The following is a 22,043-nucleotide window of genomic DNA, read 5'->3' as shown; positions in this document are numbered from 1 at the left end:
CCTACTAATTACCTTTAAGGCCTTAATCCTGGTTTGGGTATGGTTCTGGTCTGGTTCTGGTCTGGTTCTGACCTTGATTTTGGTTTTGAACTGACCAAAAAAGATAGAAACTGAGATAGACCACAAAATCTAGGACGCACAAACAATGCCAACTTGATCAACAAAACTCGGTCCCAATCTAAAAAAGGGGATTGTTGCACTATCTAGACGGAGGGGCCCGGGGATACAGCCCTCAGTGGTGAAATTTCACTTAGCGACGAAGGAGCTTAGTGAAAGGTGCAGTTTTGAAACAAGCGAGCGCACTTTGCTCGATTGGTTCAAAATGTGCCCACCACGTTCCAGCGGCTGTATCCCCGGGCCCCGGAGTCGGCAATGAACCTCAACCCAAAATACCACCTCAACCCAAACCACCAAGAATCACAAACGTTCAACCAAGCAAAAACTCTTCTCGTCTGCCAAAAACTCTCTCACCTCAAGACAACAAAAAAAGCCGAAGCTGCAACGCAGCCCCGACCAAACATAAAAACTATTGCTCTTCATACCAAGTATAATGGAAAATTCCATCCTTATCGTTTCTCTCATAAGTATGAGCACCGAAGTAATCACGTTGTGCTTGAATCAAATTAGCAGGCAATACTTCAGAACGATATTGATCATAATAAGAAACAGCTGACATAAATCCAGAAACTGGAATACCAGCCTTAACAGCAAAACTAACAACATCACGAACAGCTGATTGATACTCTTCAACAATGTTTTCAAAGTAGTCATCTAACAGCAAGTTATCCAAGTTAGCATCCTTATCATAAGCATCAGTGATCTTTTGCAAGAATTGTGCACGAATGATACAACCAGCTCTCCAGATCTGAGCAATCTTACCAAAATCAAGATCCCAGTCATAATGCTCGCCGGCAGCTTTCATTTGAGCAAATCCTTGAGCATAACTCATGATCTTACTGAAGTACAAAGCTTTTCTGATCTTTTCAACGAACTCATCGATATCAACATCAGGAATTTCTTTAGGTCCATTCAAGACCTTACTTGCTTTAACACGTTCATCTTTGTAAGCAGAAATATAACGTGAATAAACAGCTGAAGTGATCAATGATTGTGGAACACCTAATTCAAGAGCACTTTGTGAACTCCACTTACCTGTACCCTTGTTACCAGCTTTATCCATGATCTTGTTTACGATAAAGTCATCGCTACCTTGATCATCTTTCCTAGTTAAGATGTTAGCAGTGATATCGATCAAGTAACTTGAAAGTTCACCCTTGTTCCATTCTTTAAATGTGTCAGCAACTTTATTGAGGTCATTATTATATAAGTGTGAAAGTAAGTTATAACTTTCTGAGATCAATTCCATGTCACCGTATTCGATACCGTTGTGGACCATCTTTACATAGTGTCCTGCACCATTAGCACCGATGTATGTAACACATGGCTTTCCGTCTTCGTCGGCTTTAGCTGAAATTTGTTCCAAAATTGGAGCAACTAAGTCATAAGCTTCTTTTTGGCCACCTGGCATTAGTGATGGACCTTGAAGTGCACCTAATTCACCACCAGAAACACCCATTCCGATAAAGTTGATACCAGATTTATCCAAACGCTTGTTTCTTTCGATAGTATCTTCAAAGAATGTGTTACCACCGTCGATCAAAACATCACCCTTGTCAAGAAGTGGCAACAATTGATCGATCACAGCGTCAGTACCAGCACCAGCCTTAACCATCATGATAATACGACGTGGTTTTTCAAGAGAATTTACAAAATCTTCGATTGTGTAACTAGGAACTAGTTTCTTTTCAGAATGTTCTTTCACAACATTTTCTGTCTTTGAACCTGTTCTATTATAAATAGCAACTTCATATCCGCGACTTTCGATATTAAGCGCCAAGTTCTTACCCATTACGGCCATTCCAATTACACCGATTTGTGGTTTACTCATACGTATACCTCCAATAAAATAATTAAATCAATATAAGATTAACATTAGTTAATTCATAGTACTATATTAACAAAAAATGAAAAAAGAGGGCACTATTGACCCTCGTCTTTGAACAAATTCTTCAATTTGGCAAATTCAGGGTTAACGTGTTCCTCTTCTTTTTGTTTCTTGAACTCATCTTCAGAAATAACTGTCCAGTTTTTACCGGATGGCATTACGTCTTGAGTTTTTTCTTTTTCAGTTAATACTTGGGTTGGAATATTTAATAAAATATTGTCGATAACTGATTCATAAACATTGATAGTTGGATTTTCATCATCGATTGGAATAATGATGGCATAATCTTCGATTTCCTCGGTATCGATATTATCAATATTGTAAGCTTCATTGATCCGGAATTGTAAATTAAGATCCACTGGTTCGAGACTTCTGGTTGAAGGGACGGTCAATTTGACACCGACCTTCACATCAGAGATCACCAATCCACGATCATTAAATAAATTACCGGTAACATCAGCTGGTTGTGCTGAAATAATATCAGAAAAGCGTTCTTTTAAAACTTTTTCTAAATCGAGCTGTTCTTTAAAATCAAAAGGTTTATCTTTGTATTTCCTAACCTCTTGTATGTCCCAATTAAGCATTGTTCTCCTCCTTAATATAAGGGATCACTCCAAAATTTTGTTCGCGCTGATTGATCATTTGATAAATGCTATCAACTTTGATCGCTAACGGCATACTGGCAGCTTCAGTCTTCCCTACTCGAGTGATCAAGGGAATCTCCAACTGTTTCTTCTGCGCACTCAAATATTGCTGACCTACTTGGTCAAAAGCTAAGACTTGCAAGTAATCAGTCTCCAGAGCAGTTTTCATTTCTGAGTCACTAACATTTAGCAACACATACATTAACAACCGTCTGATCCGAGCTAACGTATACCGTTTTGATTTGACTGCTTGACTTAATTCGTCAAATGAATCTGCGTTAGTTAATTCTTTTTTTATTTTGTACTCTAAGCCCTCCACCATTTGATAAATCAATTGTAATTCATCCAATGATTTCGACAAAATGTTATACCTTAAATAAGGATAAAATTTTTCCCAGTTCATCAATTCGTTTGATTTGAAAAAAAACGTACTTGATTTAGGAATTGATTCATCGAGTGATAAACCAAATTCACCTAACAAAGTATTTCGAATTTTAGTAGCTGAAAAGCCATCTTTCGGTCTTATCAAAAAATGCTCTTTAATGGACCAATTGTGTTTGATGATGGAATTAACATAATTGATTCCTAGTAATTGGTTTGGCTTATTTGCCGTATCGATTCCCGACGCACTCATTACACGATTAAAATTTTCAGCATAATTTTGATGAAAATCTTGTTCAAACGAATGAGCAGCTTGCAAGACTTGACTTGCCTTTCGAAAATCGATCGACTCTTCTGTTCCAAACACGATGTCAGTAACACCGATACTATGTAACAACTCGATGGCTTTTTCAGCAAAGATATTTGCTGGTTGAACGGCTTTAGCAAACGGCAGTTCTATGACCAAATCGACACCATTATCAACTGCAATTTTTGCACGAGTATGTTTATCAAGTATCGCAAAATCACCCCGCTGGACAAAATTGCCTGACATAACGGCAATTAATACATCGGGGTGATATTTAGTATGAATTTGTTCGATAAAACGCTGATGGCCATTATGAAATGGGTTGAACTCAGCTACTAAACCAAAAACCTTCATTAAAGTCTCCTATTTTTCCGACTCAAAAAACCAACGATTTGAGTCAGGTTGGATACTATTTTCACCAAAATCTGCAGTTACTTTGACATTCTTAAAGCCAACGTCTTTTAAAATCTCTTGATACACTTCAACGGGATAAGTCCGCTCACGATGGAGCTCGGTGTTAACTTTATATCCATCGATCTTGTCGTCATAATTGAAAAAAGTTAATTCGTGTTCGATCGAGTGCGGGTACTCACCCTCAAAGCTGCTCCACATAAAAGCCGAATCTTCGGCCTTATGATTGAACATATACCCAGGAAAAACCTCATCCATTTGATAAAGTGAATGAGCATCAAACAAGTATTTACCACCCTTTTCCAGGTGATCAAATGCTTGCTTGAAAGCAATGTACAACTCATCTTCATCGCTTAAATAGCAAATCGAGTCGTCAAAACAAGTGATGACATCGAATTGGCCAAAATCATAAAAATCCATCATATTACTAGGTTCAAATGGAATCTGTACTTTAGCTTTTTGAGCCTTTTGGTCTGCGATTTTCAACATTTCTTCAGACAAATCTGTCCCAGTAACTTGATAATCATTCGCCAATAAAATCGTCAAATCTCCGGTACCACAAGCTACATCGAGCAACTTACTACCAGCATTAGTCCGATTCTTAACGTAGTCGGCCCATTTTTGATAAAGTGAGTCGTCCATTAATTCACTGTATACTTCAGCGAACGAATTATAGATCATTAACAGTTACCAACTTTGAGATGTCAACTGATGGTGCATCTGACCATAATTTTTCTAAGTTGTAGAATCCACGTTGTTCAGTAGTAAAGACGTGAATAACAACGTCGTGAAGGTCGATCAAGATCCATTCTGAATCTCTCTTTCCTTCAACGTGGCCGATTTCAACATTGTTTTCGCCCTCTTTATCGAGGATCTCTTGAACGATTGCGTCCACTTGTCTTTGTGAATTAGCATCCATGATCACAAAATAATCAGTCATGATACTAACTTTGCTAATATCTAAAACTTCAATATCATTTGCGTGTTTGCTATCTGCTGCTTTTACAGCAATTTCCATCATTTCTTTTGAATTCAAATTATAATTCTCCCTTATCTATCCAATAATTATAACTAATAAATGTTTCTGGATAAATCTTTCTGTTTTTATCGATCAAATGTGCGATTGAATGTTTTAGTTCAAAAGCTACACCTGCGTTCAACGACTTAGCCGCATACTTGCGTGCTTCATCAATACCTGGAAAATCTCGTTGTGGTTCGATGAAATCTGCAATAAAAACACATTTATCGACGTCTGTCATGGCGGTGGATCCCACGGTATGACGACGGATAGCATTTAAAACTACTTCATCATATACCCCGAGTTCATCCCTGATGATCTCGGCACCAACGATCCCATGCCAAATGGCATTGCCGTAATTTAACAAATCTGGGTCAAGATTATGTTTCTTGATAGTCGCGATGAATTGTTCATCGCTTCTTTCCTTTGCAAAATCATGCAATAATCCGGCTAATCCAGCACGCGAAACGTCAGCTCCAAACTTCTCGGCTAATTCTTGAGCTTGCTTTTCCACTCGAAGACAATGCGTAAAACGGAAATCACTCATGTTGGCCTTCATTTGGTTGACCACAGCTTCTCGGTCAAATCCTGGAACTATTTTGTCATAATCAAAGCTTGTCATTGATAAAGCCCCTTATCTTTAATGTAGTCCTCAACTGCTTGTGGCACTAAATATTTGATTGACTTATTAGTCTTCACAGCATCTCGGATCATACTTGAACTGATCTCTAGCTCAGGAGTATTTACCCAAAGTATAGGATACTTTGATCTTTTTTCAAAACCCTTCCGACATACACCGACAAAGTGGACCATTTGCATCAACTCATCAATGTGAGACCACTTGGACAAATTTTCAACCATATCGCCACCGATAATGAAATAAAATTCCGTATTAGGATTGCATTGTTTCAAGATCTTAATTGTCTCATAAGTATAGCTTACGCCACCACGATTAACGTCCGTCAAATCAAGGTCGAAGTGCATGTTGTCCTCGATCGCTAATTTGATCATCTCGATCCGATCCTTACTATCGATCGGTTTAGTCTTTTCAACTCCTCGATGGGGCGGGATCTTATCAGGCAAAAATAAGACTTTGCTTAGCTTTAGCTGTTGATATACTTGCTCTGCAATCACTAAATGTCCCGTGTGGATCGGGTTAAAAGTACCACCTAAGATACCCACGTGACGTTTAGGATAGTTAGTTTGAATTTCTGGTTTTGCTTTAGTTAAAATTTGTTTTTGTGTTCTCATTATTCATCTTCACTTAATACTAAATTTTTTCAAGTTCTAAAGAATATTTACGATTTTTGATCTTAGAAGATTTCTTATACAAAACAACTTTTGACCCAATTGTTTGGATCAAAGCAATGCCACCATCTTGTTCGTTTAAAGCTTCGATCAATTGGTCGGCACTAACCATGGTGTTTTGTAATAATGAAACCTTGATCAATTCATTTTTATTAAGTAATTGTTGAATTTGTTTCAATAAATTATCGCTAATACCGTCGCGTCCTACTTGAACTAACGGCTTCATTGTTTGCGCTTGACTACGCAAATAACGGTTTTGTTTACCTTTTATTATCATATTTTCTCCTTAAATGATAGCGTCTCGAATTGAAACACTAACTCCTGTTGGAACATAGACACGGACTTTACAATTAGCAGGGATAGTCACCCAGCCTAATCCGTAAATAACAATGTCTGACCTTTGATGGGAAGTAAATTCTTCTTTTTTCAGTTCCGGTAATGTCGACGCTTCTTCAGGAGGATTTAAAATTTCTCCGATGTGCTTTTCGTAAAATTGGTCAGCATTGACAGTTTTAGTCCGGTGCAGTACAAGACCTTGATTGACATAAAAGACCACGTTTGACTTCTCATCTAAAAAGTCGAAACGAGCTAAGCCGGCGACGAAGATCGTCTGACCATCACGCAGTTGGAAAGTTGCTGGACGCAATGGTTTCTTAGGAGTCACGGCCTTTAATTCTCGTTCATTTAAATAATGTGCTAGTTGGTACTTGTGAATGATACCAGGGGTATCGATCAAGAAATGTCCATCATCTAAAGGAATGTCGATTCTATCCAATGTTGTTCCTGGGAATCTCGATGTCGTTATCAAGTCTTTAACATCCGAATTCTCGGAAATGATCTTATTGATCAATGTCGATTTACCTGTATTAGTAGTACCGACGACATATACGTCTTGTCCATCACGGTATTTTTCAATCATTTGCATCAATTTATCGATATTTGCTCCAGTTTGAGCAGACACCATTAATTGACCGATCGATTTAATACCATTTTCCTTACTCTTTTGTTGAAGCCAGTTCAGCAATTTATTTTGATTAACTGACCGAGGAAGTAGATCTAATTTGTTTCCTACTACTAAGATATTCTTATCCCCGACGAAACGTTGTAGACCAGGAATAACACTACCTTCATAATCGAAAATGTCGACAACGTTAACGATCAATCCTTTTTTGCTTGAAATTGAATCAAGCAATTTCAAAAATTCATCATCATCGATATTTACATCAGTGATCTCATTATAGTTTCTTAATCTGAAGCATCGCTTACACAATAATTCTTTAGAATCATCCTCCAAATATTTGTTAAGCGTTGATTGCTGAACAAAGCCTGGTTTATCCTTATCTTCTGTTTGGATCTGGGCTCCACAGCCAATGCAATATAATACTTCATCATTTTCTGTCATGTAATGAATCCTTCCAATATAAATTTTTATTAGTCTTTTGTAGGTATTTCAATAAAGGTCTCTCAAAAAAGCGATTAACACGAGTCTTCTTAGCATCAGTCTCAACAATTGGTTTAACCAAAACTGTCGTAACACCCGAAAGTGAACCAGCTAAAACATCTGTAAAAATTTGGTCACCCACAAAAAGGATTTCTTCCTTTTGAATGTGATTTTCTTTCAGATATTTCATGATCTCAAATGGCAGCGGCTTTTTCGCACGAGCCACGATGCCGATTTCTAAGTCGGCTACGGCTTTTTCGATCCGTTTATAACTATTATTCGAAACGACCAATACTTCAATATTCGCCTTTTTCATTATATTAAGCCATTTTCTCAATGACAAGCTATATTCACTACTATTCCATGGCAAAATGGTATTATCCAAATCGGTCATGATAGTTGTGATATTTTCCTTCTTCAGATCCTCAACTTCAATATCTGTGATCTTATTTAACATAACTGTAGGTTTAAACATAATCTACCCTCATTTATATACTTAGTAAAAAAACGTAATTTGGAATGTCCAAATTACGTTTTATTAATTAAGCTAAAGCTTTCTTAGCTGTTTCTGCTAAACTTGTAAATGCCTTTGGATCTTCAATAGCAATTTGTGCTAACATCTTACGGTTAATGTCAACGTTTGCCAACTTCAAACCATGCATCATTTTGCTGTAACTGATTTCGTTCATTCTTGCAGCTGCGTTGATTCTTGCGATCCACAACTTACGGAAATCACGTTTCTTTTGACGACGATCACGGAATGCATAACGGTATGAAACCATGATTTGTGTATGAGCTGCTTTAAAAGTGATATGTTTTGAACCACGATATCCCTTAGCTAATTTTAAAACTTTTTTACGACGTTTGCGAGTTACTGTTCCACCTTTTACACGTGGCATAATGACTCCTCCTTTGAATTACGATACCTAAATTAGTATGTTGCTAACATTTGTTTGATTCGTTTCATGTCACTTGATGAAACTAAACCTGATTTTGCCAATTGACGACGTTGCTTCTTAGTCTTTCCGTGGAAACGGTGACTTGTGTAAGCATGACTTCTCTTCCATTCACCAGTAGCTGTCTTCTTGAATCTTTTAGCTGATGCACGGTGTGTTTTTTGTTTAGGCATTGAAAATCCCTCCACTATTTTTTCTTATTGTCTTTAGAACTAATTGGATCAAGCATTAAGAACATGCTTCGGCCATCCATCTTAGGTTTTGTAGTAACATTGGCAATATCTTTTGTCTTGTCAGCTACACGATCTAAGACTTCTTTTCCTATCTCTTTATGAGTAATAGCTCTACCCTTAAAGCGAAGAGAAACTTTGACCTTATCGCCCTTGCTCAGGAACTTACGGGCATTGTTAAGCTTTGTATTAAAGTCATTTTCTTCAATTGTTGGACTTAGTCTAACTTCTTTGATGCTAACGCCCTTTTGCTTTTTACGAGCTTCACGATTTTTCTTTTGAAGTTCAAACTTATATTTACCATAGTCCATAATTCTAGCAACTGGAGGCTTTGCTCCAGGTGACATGAGGACAAGGTCCATATTGGCTGCGTCAGCTAGACGTTGAGCCTCTGCCTTTGGTTTAACACCAACTTGATCTCCGTTTTCGTTAATCAACCGAACTTCTTTTGAACGAATTTGATCGTTTACTAATAAATCTCTTGCTATGAGTAGTCACCTCCGAAAAATGTTCCCACTAAAAAAATGGGGTGCATACGCACGCCCACTAATATAATTATCTTATACAGTATTTACCTAGAGGCACATGCATAGGTGAGAAGCGGGCGCTTCTGCTTAATCTCAACAGGTATTAATAATACCAGTGTATAACTGCCTTGTCAACAAACAGTCGACAATTAATCAATAAAAATATTATACAACATTATTTAGTATTAAAGCCAAAAATTGAATCGATAGTTTCTAAAACACCTTGATAGTTATTATCAAACTCAGTAACATGATCGGCAGCTTTTTGAGTAGAAGCCTTAGCATTCTTCATCGCAAAGCCAAGCCCCGTTTCAGCCAACATCTCATCATCATTACTATTGTCTCCAAAACTAACGATCTCATCCAAGCCAATACCATAAAAATCAGCCAACTTCTGCAACCCAAAAGCCTTATTGATCCCCTTAGAAATAATATCAATACTACCAAAGCCACTAGCAGTAGCATGGATCTCATCCGCAAAGCGAGAATTAAGATCAGCAGTAACCTCATCCAACTTATCATCATTCAAACTAATATTAACCTTAAAAACATCATCAGAAACATTCTTAACATCATCAGTAAGTTGATAATTATGAATATAATACTTATTCAAAAAAGGCTCAAACTTAGAATCAACATAAGTAGCCTCTTCCCCAGATAAAATAAAAGACTGCAAATTATCGCCCAAAGAATCCAGACCATCAATAATTGCATTAACAGTATCCGACTTCAAATAAGAAGCAAAAACCTCATCATCACCAGCCATAATATGAGCACCGTTCTCCGAAACAAAAGCATCAACCGGAGAAAACTGCACCACACGTTGCAAATGACCAAGATAATTCCCACTAGCAATAGCAAACTTAACACCCTGCTCATGCAACAGCTTCAACTGCCGATTAAACCTCTCATGATCATAATCATGATCGTCATCAAAAAAAGTCCCATCAATATCAGTCGCAATCAACTTAAACATAAAAGCACCTCAACTTAATAAATCCTAGTAACCATTCTACCTATAATAGGAGATAAAGAAAAGAAATACAAACCAACTACACACCGCATGCTTTACGACAGCGATTTTGACGCGACAAAGGAGCAAGTCAAAGAGCAAGAAAAAGAAAAAAATAAAATAGCAACCGATGATATGTAAAAATAAGCATTAACAAGATAGGAACGACTACAATAATCCTAGGACACAAAAAAATCTGTAAACAAATCAAAACGCAGCAACCTAGTAGAACAAATATAAGTACCGTACCCCAAACCAAAAAGTGATGTTTATACCCAACTAGGTTCTGGGAGGATGGAGAAAATTCGCCGTCAGCTGTGAAATAGAGGAACGTAAGTGCTAATACACTTGCGCAACTGGTTCTTGGTGGTGGCTACGCCACCGAACAACTAAGGAAGCCACAGCGAAATTTTCGGAATCCTCCCAGAACCGGGAACAAACCTCCCCCACAAAATCAAACCTCAAAAAAAATCAAACAACAAAAAAAGCCGACGCCAATAAAAAGCGCCGACCATAAACATCTCATAAAAAAATCTAAATCTTTCTTTCCTTATCCTTACCCTGACGTGAAAAGTTACGAATATCAGCAGCAACAGAATCAACAAACATAGCAACATATTCTGACTCTGACTTATCCTCACCATATTTTCTAACTGAAACAGTAGCATCAGCCATTTCGTCGTCACCAACAACGGCTGTATAAGGAATCTTCATTGTTTGAGCGTCACGGATCTTGTAACCCATCTTCTCATCACGATCATCGATCGTAGCACGAATATTCTTCTTACGTAGTTCAGCTAACAAGTTTTCAGCATAGTTTTTGTGCAAGTCATTGTTAACAGGGATAATTCTAACTTGTGTAGGAGCTAACCATGTTGGGAAAGCACCCTTGTAAATTTCGATCAAGTAAGCAATAAATCTTTCCATAGTTGAAACGATACCACGGTGGATCATAACTGGTCTGTGATCTTCACCATCTGAACCAACGTATGTCAACTTGAACTTCTCTGGTTGCATGAAGTCTAGTTGGATAGTTGATAATGTTTCGTCATTACCTAAAGCAGTCTTTGTTTGAACATCTAGCTTAGGACCGTAGAAGGCAGCTTCGCCTTCTGCTTCGTAATAGTCCAAACCAAGGTCATCCATGGCAGCCTTCAACATTGATTGTGACTTGTTCCACATTTCGTCATCATCAAAGTATTTTTCAGTATTGGCTGGGTCACGGTAACTCAATCTGAATGTGTAGTCTGTGATATCAAAGTCAGCATAAACTTCCATCATTAATTGAAGTGTACGTTTGAATTCTTCTTGAATTTGATCAAGAGCAACGAATGTGTGACCATCGTTCAATGTCATTTCACGAACACGTTGTAATCCACTCAAAGCACCTGATTTTTCATATCTGTGCATCATTCCTAATTCAGCAATTCTGACAGGCAATTCACGATATGAACGTGTGTGATGCTTGTAAATTTGAATATGTGAAGGACAGTTCATTGGACGAAGTTCAAGCATTTCGCCATCACCCATATCCATTGGTGGGAACATGTCTTCACGGTAGTGTTCCCAGTGACCTGAAGTCTTATATGCATTCAAGTTCATCAAGATAGGTGTGTAAACGTGTTGATAGCCCCATGCAACTTCCTTGTCGATGATGTATCTTTCGATAACACGACGAATTGTTGCACCATTTGGCATCCAGTATGGAAGACCAGCACCAACCTCAGGATCAACAAAGAATAAATCTAGTTCACGACCAATTGTTCTGTGGTCACGTTCTTTGATTTCGGCACGACGTTTCATATCAGCATCGAGGTCATCTTGTTTGAAGAATGCAGTACCGTAAATTCTTTGGAGCATTGGGTTACTTGACTTGCCTTGCCAATAAGCACCGGCAACTGAAAGTAACTTGAAGTGTTTCAAGTTCTTGATGTTTGGTAGAACTGCGTCATAACCAAAGTCAATAAAGTCATCGATCTTGTAAACAGGAATTTGAACTGAATCAATGGCACCAAGCAATGATGATTTGTAAGGATCATCTTTGAACATCTCAACTAATTCTGATTTGTCCATCAATGTTCTTTCAACGTTGTCATTTTTCTTGATCAACTTGTTCATCATTTCAGCAATTGAATCTAATTCATCAACTGTGATTTGATCAGCATCGTCTGTATCAACAAAGAATCCATCATCGTTAGCTTGTTTTTCACCAAAGTGAAGATCAGCTTTGAATTGCTTTGCTGCAGCACTGAAAACTAAACTAGCAGTATTTCTCAAAACCTTAAGAGAATCTGCATCGTCCTTTCCAGTAATAATTTCGATTTTACCATCTTGTTTGATAGGTCTTTCGACATCGATCAATGTATCGTTCAACTTACCAGCGATAGCATTCTTTCCTAAAGATGTGCTGATTGATTTTGCAACATCCAAAGTAGTTGTGCCTTGATCAAACTCCTTAACTGTTCCGTCTGGGAATGTTAATTTGATTTCTGACATAATTCACGTAACCTCCTAATATTTGGACAACAAAAAAATGCGTCCCAGAAGTATAAATACAATCATTGCATTCATACTTCTGGGACGCATTCTGCGCGGTTCCACCCAAATTAAAACTGTTACTAAACAGCTTTCACTCTATGGTTATAAAGTAACCAACCGATATACAGTTTTATATGGAAGTGGTAACTCCAGTAATGGGTAAGCTTTCAGTAATCGTACCCTCCCTGAATAGAACCGAAGTGTTGTCTTTCATGTAATTATTGAAACATTTATTTTTTATATTTGCAAGCTCTAACCCTTATTTCTTCGATTTTGACCGGTAACGATCACTTCACGAGACAAGTATTTGACCCGCTCCATGATCCGGGCAGATTTAACAGGCTCTTGCTCTCCCTTGGAGTTGATAGCCAGATGAGCTTCTAATTCTTTCATTGAAAAATTCGATGAGAAAAATGTTGGTAAATTTTCTTGCATACGATATTGCAAAATAACACCAAGGATCTCATCCCTCATCCAACTAGAAACGGAATCGGCGCCAATATCATCGATCATCAAGATCTGAGCAGCCTTGATCTTGTTAACTTTTTCCAAAGTGTTATTACTGTTGATTGAGTCTTTCATCTCGACCGCAAAACTAGGGAAATGCATCATTGTCGACTTCACTCCCCGAGCATACAACTCATTAGCGATAGCACCTAATAAATAAGTCTTTCCAACACCAAAATCTCCAGCTAAATAAAGTCCAGGGACGAACTTCCCATCTGGTTGATAGCTTTCAATGAAATTAATCGCAGCTACGAAGGCCTCCTGACGTCCGGCACCATCATAGCCATCCAAATTAGCCTTTCGAATATCTTTAGGCATGTCAACCAGACTAAATCCTGCTTCATAAGCCTTTTTACGGTCATTACTGATCTTTTGTTGATTAGGCAAATAAGCACACTCGATGTTGTGATTGCTAACAACTAAAGTCGGAACGTAATCTTTAGAAAACTCATTCGGCTTAGTCTTGTGATTGTAGTATTCATAAATGGCTGCTGCTGAAACATCAATGGCTTCTTTGCTGATCTTATCCTGATTCTTTTGTAAAAATTTGACTACATCAGGGTCTTGCAAAGCTTGTTCCATTAATTGCTTGTAGTTATTGTTTTTAAAATGATAATTTTGAAATCCGGCAGCTAAAACATCACCAAATTTTTCCATAATTATTTATCCTTATTCCTTAGTTTTCGAAGCATTTCCTGACGAGATTGCTCAGCTGAAGAACTGTCCTTGGTGGTAACAGGCTTACTCTTCACTTTACTCCAGTCAGTTGCCTTCTCGATTTTTCTGGGTGCTTGGTTGTATCGACGCTTACCTCGAGGACGATTTTGAAATTCATTGATTCGTTTGAGCGCATCCTCGGGCGTCTTCACCCCATTTTGCTTCCAGTCGTTAGCAATAGTCTCCATCAAGGCTGTCGTTAGGGCTGGGGCAATTTGTAAAACATAGTGAATCATAATATTTAAGACAGGTGTATTTAATATTTGCCTGAACACTAATGTCCTCAAAGCTCGTGACTCAGAATCACCAACAAAACCATTTCGTTGTTGCTTCTCCTCTGCCAAAAAGTCGGCTGGATTAGTCGATTTTGCACGTTGGATCAGCAACGCATTCGGATCATTGGACCGGAGTGGCGGTTTTTGATCGGTTTCTAGTGGCGTATCTTGAACACGTGCATGGGCATTGGCTTTTCCCTCAAATCGTTTTTGAGCTACACGCTTCAAAGCCTCAGGATCAACCGTATTATCCACGATGTTCATTGTCTCTCCGATAAGGTCGATCATCGAAACTTCCGAAATACCATAAAATTCGTGCAAACTATAAATCAGCTCTTGGTTTTTCAGCAAAGAGTCTTTTGACACGTGAAAAATATCCGTGGTCCGACTCTCGATCAAATCAAAATCGTAATCTTTGACTTGTTGAGCCGGTATAAATGGTTTCTGAGTTGTCTTGGCAACGAACTGCTGCTGTGCATTAGAAACCGTCGCCGGTGTGTTCAGTAGGTCGTTATCGTTGAGTTTAAAGACAGACAAAAAACTCTGGCTAACGTCTTGTGCCCCATCTAAAACTTGTTGAGAATGACCGTATTTTTCGACCAATCGTTGATACTGGGTCTCACCGATCTTTTCATACAAAAAGACACTTAAAATATCGTCATTTAAAAATTTATCAGCCGAATATGGAGCAAATAGTTGATAAATATAAAATTCACCCAGGTCGTCTGACTTGGCGAAAGTTTTAATTAGATGCATTGCCTCTAATTTCACGCGCTCATTACGAAAAGTATTCAAATCCATGTCTAACAACGACATCAATGTCGAATGACTTTCCCGCTCTGAGATCAACTGCTTATTGGGAACTTTTTGCCAAAGGAGCTGGTAGATCGAAAAAGCCTTTGCTCCGATCAATGGCAAATAAAGGTCGGTCAAAACTTGTTGATCGACACTGCCAAAATGTTCTGCTGGTAAACACCAGTAACCTGTTAAAGGAGTTAATTGATTTTCTTGTGATTCAAACGTCAGAGACACCTCCTTTAATCCTTGGTTGCACCTTTTTTCTTGTCAGATTTATCATTAGCCATCATTTCTTGGACTTCATTCATAAATCCAGACATATCTTTGAATTCACGATAAACACTAGCAAAACGAATGTAAGTCACATCGTCAACATCAGCCAATTCTTTCATGACGTGTTCACCAATATCTTGTGATTTAACTTCATTTTCACCAGTAGCTCTGATCTTGTTTTCAACTTTGTCAACAATGGCATTCATTTGATCCATAGTTACCGGACGCTTTTCAGCTGCACGAACTAAGCCACGTAGTAATTTATCACGACGGAATTCTTCACGGTTGCCATTTTTCTTGATGACTAGTAGTGGTGATTTTTCAACTCGCTCAAAAGTTGTGAATCTTGTACCACAAAATTCACACTCTCTTCTTCTTCGAATAGCACGGCCTTCATCACTCGGTCGACTATCAACAACTTTAGACGAATCGTGGTGGCAATGTGGACATATCATAAGTTTTCCTCTTTTCTTAAAGTTGTTTTAACAGCTGCTTGATCTGTTCTTCCAAATCCTCAACCGTACCGGAATTATCGAGACAATAATTCGCTAAGGCACGTTTTTGAGCCATCGGCATTTGTGAACTGATCTTATCCTCAGCTGCTTGTTCAGTAATATTATTTCGTTTTATTAATCGTTTTAATTGAATTTCATGATCTACATATACTGCTATTGTAGCATCAAAGTATTCCTCATAGTGTGTTTCAAACAGCAACTGGATCTCAAAAATTGTTATTTGATCACTAGGACTATTTTTAACTTCGTCAATAATTTGGACAATTTCTTGACGGATCAATGGACCAGTAATACTCGTTAATATCTTTAATTGGCGCCGATCAGAAAAAACGATCCGTCCTAACTTTTTTCGGTTAAGTGATCCATCAGGCAATAAAATGTTTTTGCTGAATTGCTTTGTGATCTGAGCTAGTCCAACGGTACCTGGTTCAACTACCTTCCGAGCCACTTGATCAGCATCATAAACTTGACAGCCGAGTTTTTTAAAAATGTTCAATACGGTAGTCTTACCGGCTGCAATCCCACCAGTTAAACCAAATATCTTACTCATTTGGCCACCTGACACTTAGGACAAAAGTGAGTACCACGTCCACCAACTTTGATCTTAACGATCTCTGTCCCACACCGTGGACAAGGTTCCCCTTCTTTACCATAAACTTTCAAACGATCTTGCATGTTTCCCTTATGACCATTCGCATCTAAGTAAGTCCGGATAGTTGATCCACCAGATTTAATAGCCATGTCGATCTCCGAGTTTGAACATTTAATGATGTCTTTGATCTCTTCATCGGTCAGATGATCCGCCTTGGTTTCCGGATGGATCTTAGCTTGCCATAATACTTCATCAACATAAATATTTCCGAGACCACCCATGACTGATTGATCTAATAAGACAGTCTTAATATCTTTCCGATGGCGCATGATCCGCGGCTTAATATTTTCAAAAGTAAAATCGGCAGCTAACGGCTCTGGTCCGAGTTTTTTGAGCGATTTGTTTTCTGACAGTTTATCGGTTGGCCACAGTTGCATTCGACCGAACTTACGAACGTCATTATAGATCAGCATTTGACCATCATCTAAGGTAAAAATCGCATGAGAATGCTTATCAATGGCATTTTGATCGGCAGAAACACGATATTTCCCTTCCATTCGCAGATGGCTTATGATCGTATATCCATTGTCGAGTTCAATTAATAAAAATTTAGCTCGACGACCAATATTAGAAATAACAGCACCGGTAACCGTTTCGATGAATTCATCTACATCACCGGTAATCAAATTTTGATAACGGATCTCAACGTGAGTAATTCGCTTGTTTAAGACTTGTTCGATCAAGCCACGACGAACTGTCTCGACCTCAGGCATTTCTGGCATTTATTTCACCTACTGTTTATTTTATTTAGCTTCGTACCAAGTCTTGCCGTGAGCTGATTCAACCTTCAATGGCACATCCAATTTAACGGCTGAATCCATGACACTAGGTACGAGTTTTTCTAAGATAGGAATTTCTGATTTAGGAGCTTCAAAAATCATTTCATCATGTACTTGTAATAACAAATTAGCTTGCAAGTTTTCTTCGCGTAATTTGTTTTGCATATTGATCATCGCAACTTTAATAATATCAGCTGCACTACCTTGAATTGGTGTATTCATGGCAGTTCTTTGAGCAAAATTGCGTAAGGCAAAGTTCTTAGCATGAATATCAGGCAAATAACGACGGCGATGCATGATCGTTTCAACATAGCCGTTCTCACGAGCAAATTTAACAATATCGTCCATGTATTTCTTAACTCCAGGATATTGTTCAAAATAACTTTCGATAAATTTGGCAGCTTCCTTACGAGTGATCCCGATATTTTGTGATAATCCATAATCACTAATACCGTATACAATACCGAAGTTAGTAGCCTTAGCTTGACGACGCATGTTTGGTGTTACTTCATCAGTGCTATCTAATCCAAAAATCTTCATCGCAGTATGAGCATGAATATCATAGTCTTCCTTGAAGGCTTCTTGCATCGTCTCGTCTCCGGAAATGTGAGCTAACACCCGCAATTCAACTTGTGAGTAATCAGCAGAGAACATTTCCCAATCATCATGTTGTGGAACAAAGGCTTTTCTGATCTGACGACCTTCATCGATCCTGATAGGAATATTTTGCAAGTTAGGTTCGATCGATGATAGTCGACCTGTTTGCGTCAATGTTTGTTGATAAATTGTGTGGATCTTATTGTCAGGTTGGATAAACTTTTGTAAACCAACTGCATAAGTCGAATTGATCTTCGAAAGTTGACGATAATCGAGGATCTTTTGAACGACTGGTGACTTATCTTTTAACTGTTCAAGAACGTCAACAGCAGTGGAATATCCAGTTTTAGTCTTCTTGATAACTGGCAATTTCAAGTCTTCAAAAAGCACTACTCCAAGCTGTTTTGGCGAATTGATATTAAATTCTTTGCCAGCTTCTTCGTAAATAGCTTTTTCAATGTCAGCTAATCTTTGAGCAAATGAATTTTCCATTTCTTTGAGCTTAGAAGTTTGAACAGTCACACCTTCTAGCTCCATATCGGACAAGACAACAGTCAAAGGCAATTCAATTTCATCGTACAAACTATCTTGATCATTATCCTTTAATTCAGCCAACATCTTGTCATGCAAACTATTGATCAATTGAGCTTGCTGACACAAGTAATTCAACAACTTATTGCGGTCATCTGGAACAGCACGTTTCACACCTTTACCGTAAAATTCATCCGCACTAGGCAAGTGTTGACCATAGTTTTGAGCAACTAGACCGATATCAGTCTTATTGTCGTTAGTGTCCAACAAGTATGCTACTAACAACATGTCGAAGCTAACACCGGCAAATTTGCAGTCGTATCGATGCAACAAGGCAATTGTCCGCTTATAATCAAAAACAAATTTTTCCTTATCAGCATCTGCTAGCCAATCTTTAAAAGCTTGATTTTCTAAAATAGTTACATCATCAGTCGCATAATATTTATCACCACTAAAAACTGCCAAACCAATGATCGGTGTGACGTGATAATTCTCGCCTAAGTTTTCAACGACTATAGTTTGTGGTCCCTTATCTTGAACAATTTGTTTCACAGCATCATCGTTTAGTTCTTCAAAGTCGATCTCTTCAAGTTGATCAGCACTATCGGCTGGCGAAATATTCATCTTTTCAAGGAAAGAATTAAAGCCTAACTTCTGATAAAACTTGATCAATTGTTCCTGATTGTCACCAGCGTATTCTAGATCAGCCATTTTCAATTCAACTGGAGCTTCAATATTGATCGTAGCTAATTTCTTACTCAAAAAAGCTTGATCCTTATCATTGATCAAATGCTCTTTCAACTTACTCTTCTTCATTTCGTCAATATTATCGTAAATACCTTCCATACTTCCATATTGACCTATCAGTTTGAGAGCAGTCTTCTCACCGACTTTTTCAACACCAGGATAATGGTCAGAATTATCACCCATCAAGCCCTTCATATCGATGATTTGTGCCGGAGTTATTCCGAGCTTTTCTTGAACGTGTTCGGGAGTATAAGCTTCCGTCTCAGTAACACCCTTGACGTTTACACGAACTGTTACCTTTTGAGTAGTCAGTTGTGTCAAGTCACGGTCACCAGTAACGATCGTCACGTCCATGTCATCGGATTCGCCAACTCGTGACATAGTCCCGATAATGTCATCTGCTTCATAATCTTTCAATTCATAAGTCTTGATACCACGTAAATTCAACAATTCCTTGATCAAAGGTAATTGTTCGATCAATTCAGGCGGAGTCTTAGCACGACCACCCTTATACTCTGAATACATCTTCGTCCGAAAAGTAGTCTTACCAGCATCAAAAGCCACCAAAGCGTGAGTTGGCTTTTCATCTTTTAAAATAATATCAAGCATATTATTAAAGGCATACAAAGCATTAGTATGAATCCCTTCACCAGTAACGAACTTATCTAGGACATTGTGCATCGCAAAAAAAGCACGAAAAGAAACACTATTTCCATCAATTAATAATAATTTTTTATTTTCAGTCATGTTTTCTCCCATTAAACCACAGTTAATCACTATATATTTTACCAAAAAGAACGTTCTAGTTACAGCCAAAGGAACGAAGCAATCGATCAACATTGTGAAAAAAAGACATCAGTCTCCTGATGTCCAAAAAATTAATTTTTTTTGCTTTCGTAGCGATAATTAACGTAAATAACTGTCGCCAAAATCAACAACGCTAAGATGAAGACGATAACAAAGTCAAATCGTGCCCCAATTGCCGTATTGATCACGCTGCTTTTTGAACCAGAATAAAGTGCTACTGAAGAAATAACGACAGATAACACATTTGTCCCCAATGAACCTGCATATTGCTGCATCATACTGAATAATGAGTTTTGGTCTGACTTTTGCGGACCAGCGACTTGCACTGAACCATCGGATAAAGTCGTACCGAATCCAAAATTGAAACCAATTCGCACGACCGTATAAATCACTGCCACACCGATAATAGTTAAATTGGCACCGAAAATAACGAACAACAAAGAGCCTAAAGTAATCATGACCCCAGAAATAAGCAAAGGTGTCAGTGGTCCCTTCTTATCGTATAAAAATCCGGCATAAGGCCCGGCGAGAGCACCGATCAATGAACCTGGCAACAGCATCAATCCCGCTTGCGAAGCATTAGCATTCAATACCGTTTGCGCAAAAACAGGCAAAACGAATGACAGGCCAATATTAATAAATTGCAATGAAAAATAACTAAATAATCGAAGACGTAAAACCGGCAATTTCAAAATAGAAAAGTCGATCAATTGTCGATCAGAATGTTGATTATAAAACCAATACCCAACAGTGATCACAGCAGACAAAATGATCCAACCAGCAAATTGCCAAGAAAGCCAACCATTACGCCCTGCTTGATCAAAAGTGAATAAAATCATCGTAAAAATCACTGCGATACCAACAACACCTAAGTAATCGAACTTAAGATCCTTTACCCCTGCAGCTTTCCCACGAACAGTAAAGAACCCTAAAATACTCAAAAACAAAATAATTGGAATAACTCCAATAAAAATAGCTCGCCATGACCAAATATCACTAACGATCCCACCATAAGTAGGACCAAGCGCTGGAGCTAGAGAAATAATAATACTAGCAAACCCTGTATAAACTCCCAACTTAGAAGCAGGAACTTCCGTAAATATCAAATTAAACATCAACGGAGTGGCCAATCCAGTAGAAACAGCTTGGATCAAACGACCAATCAGCAAAATAGGAAAATTAGTAGAAAACAAACAAACCAACGTCCCCAAAAAGCAAAGTGTCGCGGCAAAAACAAAAACCTTCCGAGGATCAAATTTTTTCAAAACAAAAGCCGTAGTACTCATAACAATAGTAGTCAGCAGCAAGTAACCAGTAGTCAACCACTGAACAGTCCCCAAACTAACCCCCAACTGCCGAGTCAATTCAGGAAAAGTAACATTCATCGAAGTCTCGATCAAAACCCCAGTAAAAGTAAGCAACCCAACCGCCAAAATAGACAACTTAAGCCGAAGCGACACCCTCGAATTCATACACAAATCCTCTTTTCAAAAAATTGAAATACCAAACAATTATAGCAAAATAACATTAAAAAAATAAAAATAAATAAAATCAAAGCAAAAGTCACACTGAACGAAGGAAAAACAGAGCTAAAATCTTAACACCACCAGAATCAAACTCCTTAACCATTCTCAGTTATGATCTCAGTCCTCAGTCTTTTGATTGGGCTTTTGATTTTGATTGGGCTTTTGATTTTGATTGGGCTTTTGATTTTGGTCTTGATCTCACCAACAAAAACAGAAACTGAGATAGACCACAGAAACTAGGACGCGCAAAAAGTGCCAATTTGATCAAAAAAAATCGGTCCTCACCAAAAAAAGGGAGGATTGTTGCACTATCTAGACGGAGGGGCCCGGGGATGCAGCCCTCAGTGGTGAAATTTCACTTGGCGACGAAGGAGCTTAGTGAAAGGTGCAGTTTTGAAACAAGCGGGCGGTTTCCCCGATTGGTTCAAAGTGGCGTCCTGAGCCATATTTTTCAACCGGACGATTTAAATATAATAATTTTTTAAGCAGCCATTCCTGACATTTCTCGCATTTCTGCAGGTGTTAATCCGTTATTTTTGGT

At 38.2% G+C, this 22,043-nt stretch carries 22 protein-coding genes; all 22 read right to left on the bottom strand.

Going from position 1 to position 22,043, the window contains the following annotated elements:
- Positions 1-526 precede the first annotated feature (526 nt).
- Positions 527-1,948, bottom strand: coding sequence for an NADP-dependent phosphogluconate dehydrogenase (gene gndA / locus EKM69_RS06065; protein ID WP_125709178.1), 1,422 nt, complete (start codon positions 1,946-1,948; stop codon positions 527-529).
- Between the two features lie 92 nt (positions 1,949-2,040).
- Positions 2,041-2,589, bottom strand: a complete 549-nt coding sequence (locus tag EKM69_RS06060) for a YceD family protein (RefSeq protein WP_125709176.1) — start codon at positions 2,587-2,589, stop codon at positions 2,041-2,043.
- A complete protein-coding gene (locus EKM69_RS06055; protein ID WP_125709174.1) occupies positions 2,582-3,691 on the bottom strand; it encodes a nucleotidyltransferase family protein in 1,110 nt (369 codons plus the stop codon). Before EKM69_RS06055 ends, EKM69_RS06060 begins: the two co-directional genes overlap by 8 nt.
- 9 nt (positions 3,692-3,700) lie before the next feature.
- Positions 3,701-4,429, bottom strand: coding sequence for a class I SAM-dependent DNA methyltransferase (locus EKM69_RS06050; RefSeq protein WP_125709172.1), 729 nt, complete (start codon positions 4,427-4,429; stop codon positions 3,701-3,703).
- Positions 4,419-4,784 carry a ribosome silencing factor gene (gene rsfS / locus EKM69_RS06045; protein WP_191988687.1) on the bottom strand — a complete coding sequence of 122 codons (366 nt, stop codon included), beginning with the start codon at positions 4,782-4,784 and terminating at the stop codon, positions 4,419-4,421. Before rsfS ends, EKM69_RS06050 begins: the two co-directional genes overlap by 11 nt.
- Position 4,785: 1 nt before the next feature.
- Complete coding sequence (yqeK, locus tag EKM69_RS06040; RefSeq protein WP_125709170.1) at positions 4,786-5,388, bottom strand: bis(5'-nucleosyl)-tetraphosphatase (symmetrical) YqeK; 603 nt, start codon at positions 5,386-5,388, stop codon at positions 4,786-4,788.
- On the bottom strand, positions 5,385-6,017 hold the full coding sequence (locus EKM69_RS06035) for a nicotinate-nucleotide adenylyltransferase (protein WP_125709168.1): 633 nt from the start codon (positions 6,015-6,017) through the stop codon (positions 5,385-5,387). The genes yqeK and EKM69_RS06035 overlap by 4 nt, the downstream gene beginning before the upstream one ends.
- A 19-nt stretch (positions 6,018-6,036) precedes the next feature.
- Entirely contained in the window at positions 6,037-6,351 is a 315-nt protein-coding gene (locus EKM69_RS06030) for a YhbY family RNA-binding protein (protein ID WP_125709166.1), read from the bottom strand.
- Between the two features lie 9 nt (positions 6,352-6,360).
- The gene (gene yqeH, locus EKM69_RS06025; RefSeq protein WP_125709164.1) at positions 6,361-7,476 is read right to left on the bottom strand and encodes a ribosome biogenesis GTPase YqeH; all 1,116 of its coding nucleotides are present in this window, start codon (positions 7,474-7,476) and stop codon (positions 6,361-6,363) included.
- Positions 7,463-7,990, bottom strand: coding sequence for a YqeG family HAD IIIA-type phosphatase (locus EKM69_RS06020; protein WP_125709162.1), 528 nt, complete (start codon positions 7,988-7,990; stop codon positions 7,463-7,465). The genes yqeH and EKM69_RS06020 overlap by 14 nt, the downstream gene beginning before the upstream one ends.
- 67 nt (positions 7,991-8,057) lie before the next feature.
- Positions 8,058-8,414, bottom strand: coding sequence for a 50S ribosomal protein L20 (gene rplT, locus EKM69_RS06015; RefSeq protein ID WP_125709160.1), 357 nt, complete (start codon positions 8,412-8,414; stop codon positions 8,058-8,060).
- A 32-nt stretch (positions 8,415-8,446) separates the two neighbouring features.
- Complete coding sequence (rpmI, locus tag EKM69_RS06010) at positions 8,447-8,644, bottom strand: 50S ribosomal protein L35 (RefSeq protein ID WP_010623720.1); 198 nt, start codon at positions 8,642-8,644, stop codon at positions 8,447-8,449.
- A 14-nt stretch (positions 8,645-8,658) separates the two neighbouring features.
- Positions 8,659-9,189, bottom strand: a complete 531-nt coding sequence (gene infC, locus EKM69_RS06005; protein WP_125709158.1) for a translation initiation factor IF-3 — start codon at positions 9,187-9,189, stop codon at positions 8,659-8,661.
- 214 nt (positions 9,190-9,403) lie between these two features.
- The gene (locus EKM69_RS06000; RefSeq protein ID WP_125709156.1) at positions 9,404-10,204 is read right to left on the bottom strand and encodes an HAD family hydrolase; all 801 of its coding nucleotides are present in this window, start codon (positions 10,202-10,204) and stop codon (positions 9,404-9,406) included.
- A 570-nt stretch (positions 10,205-10,774) separates the two neighbouring features.
- Positions 10,775-12,736 (bottom strand): threonine--tRNA ligase, encoded by a 1,962-nt coding sequence (gene thrS / locus EKM69_RS05995; RefSeq protein WP_125709154.1) that lies wholly within the window; start codon positions 12,734-12,736, stop codon positions 10,775-10,777.
- A 294-nt stretch (positions 12,737-13,030) separates the two neighbouring features.
- Positions 13,031-13,942, bottom strand: a complete 912-nt coding sequence (dnaI, locus tag EKM69_RS05990) for a primosomal protein DnaI (RefSeq protein ID WP_125709152.1) — start codon at positions 13,940-13,942, stop codon at positions 13,031-13,033.
- A gap of 2 nt (positions 13,943-13,944) precedes the next feature.
- On the bottom strand, positions 13,945-15,309 hold the full coding sequence (locus tag EKM69_RS05985; protein ID WP_125709150.1) for a replication initiation and membrane attachment family protein: 1,365 nt from the start codon (positions 15,307-15,309) through the stop codon (positions 13,945-13,947).
- 5 nt (positions 15,310-15,314) lie between these two features.
- Positions 15,315-15,803 (bottom strand): transcriptional regulator NrdR, encoded by a 489-nt coding sequence (gene nrdR, locus EKM69_RS05980; RefSeq protein WP_125709148.1) that lies wholly within the window; start codon positions 15,801-15,803, stop codon positions 15,315-15,317.
- Between the two features lie 16 nt (positions 15,804-15,819).
- On the bottom strand, positions 15,820-16,413 hold the full coding sequence (coaE, locus tag EKM69_RS05975) for a dephospho-CoA kinase (RefSeq protein WP_125709146.1): 594 nt from the start codon (positions 16,411-16,413) through the stop codon (positions 15,820-15,822).
- Positions 16,410-17,237, bottom strand: coding sequence for a DNA-formamidopyrimidine glycosylase (mutM, locus tag EKM69_RS05970; protein ID WP_125709144.1), 828 nt, complete (start codon positions 17,235-17,237; stop codon positions 16,410-16,412). The genes coaE and mutM overlap by 4 nt, the downstream gene beginning before the upstream one ends.
- Before the next feature lie 21 nt (positions 17,238-17,258).
- On the bottom strand, positions 17,259-19,916 hold the full coding sequence (gene polA / locus EKM69_RS05965) for a DNA polymerase I (protein WP_125709142.1): 2,658 nt from the start codon (positions 19,914-19,916) through the stop codon (positions 17,259-17,261).
- 131 nt (positions 19,917-20,047) lie between these two features.
- Positions 20,048-21,448 (bottom strand): MFS transporter, encoded by a 1,401-nt coding sequence (locus tag EKM69_RS05960; protein ID WP_125709140.1) that lies wholly within the window; start codon positions 21,446-21,448, stop codon positions 20,048-20,050.
- Positions 21,449-22,043: the final 595 nt, after the last annotated feature.

It is taken from the genome of Companilactobacillus zhongbaensis, assembly GCF_003946515.1.
In the GTDB taxonomy this organism is placed as follows: domain Bacteria; phylum Bacillota; class Bacilli; order Lactobacillales; family Lactobacillaceae; genus Companilactobacillus; species Companilactobacillus zhongbaensis.
The sequence above is the reverse complement of the archived record's forward strand: the minus strand, read 5'-3'. Positions and strand labels throughout refer to the sequence as shown.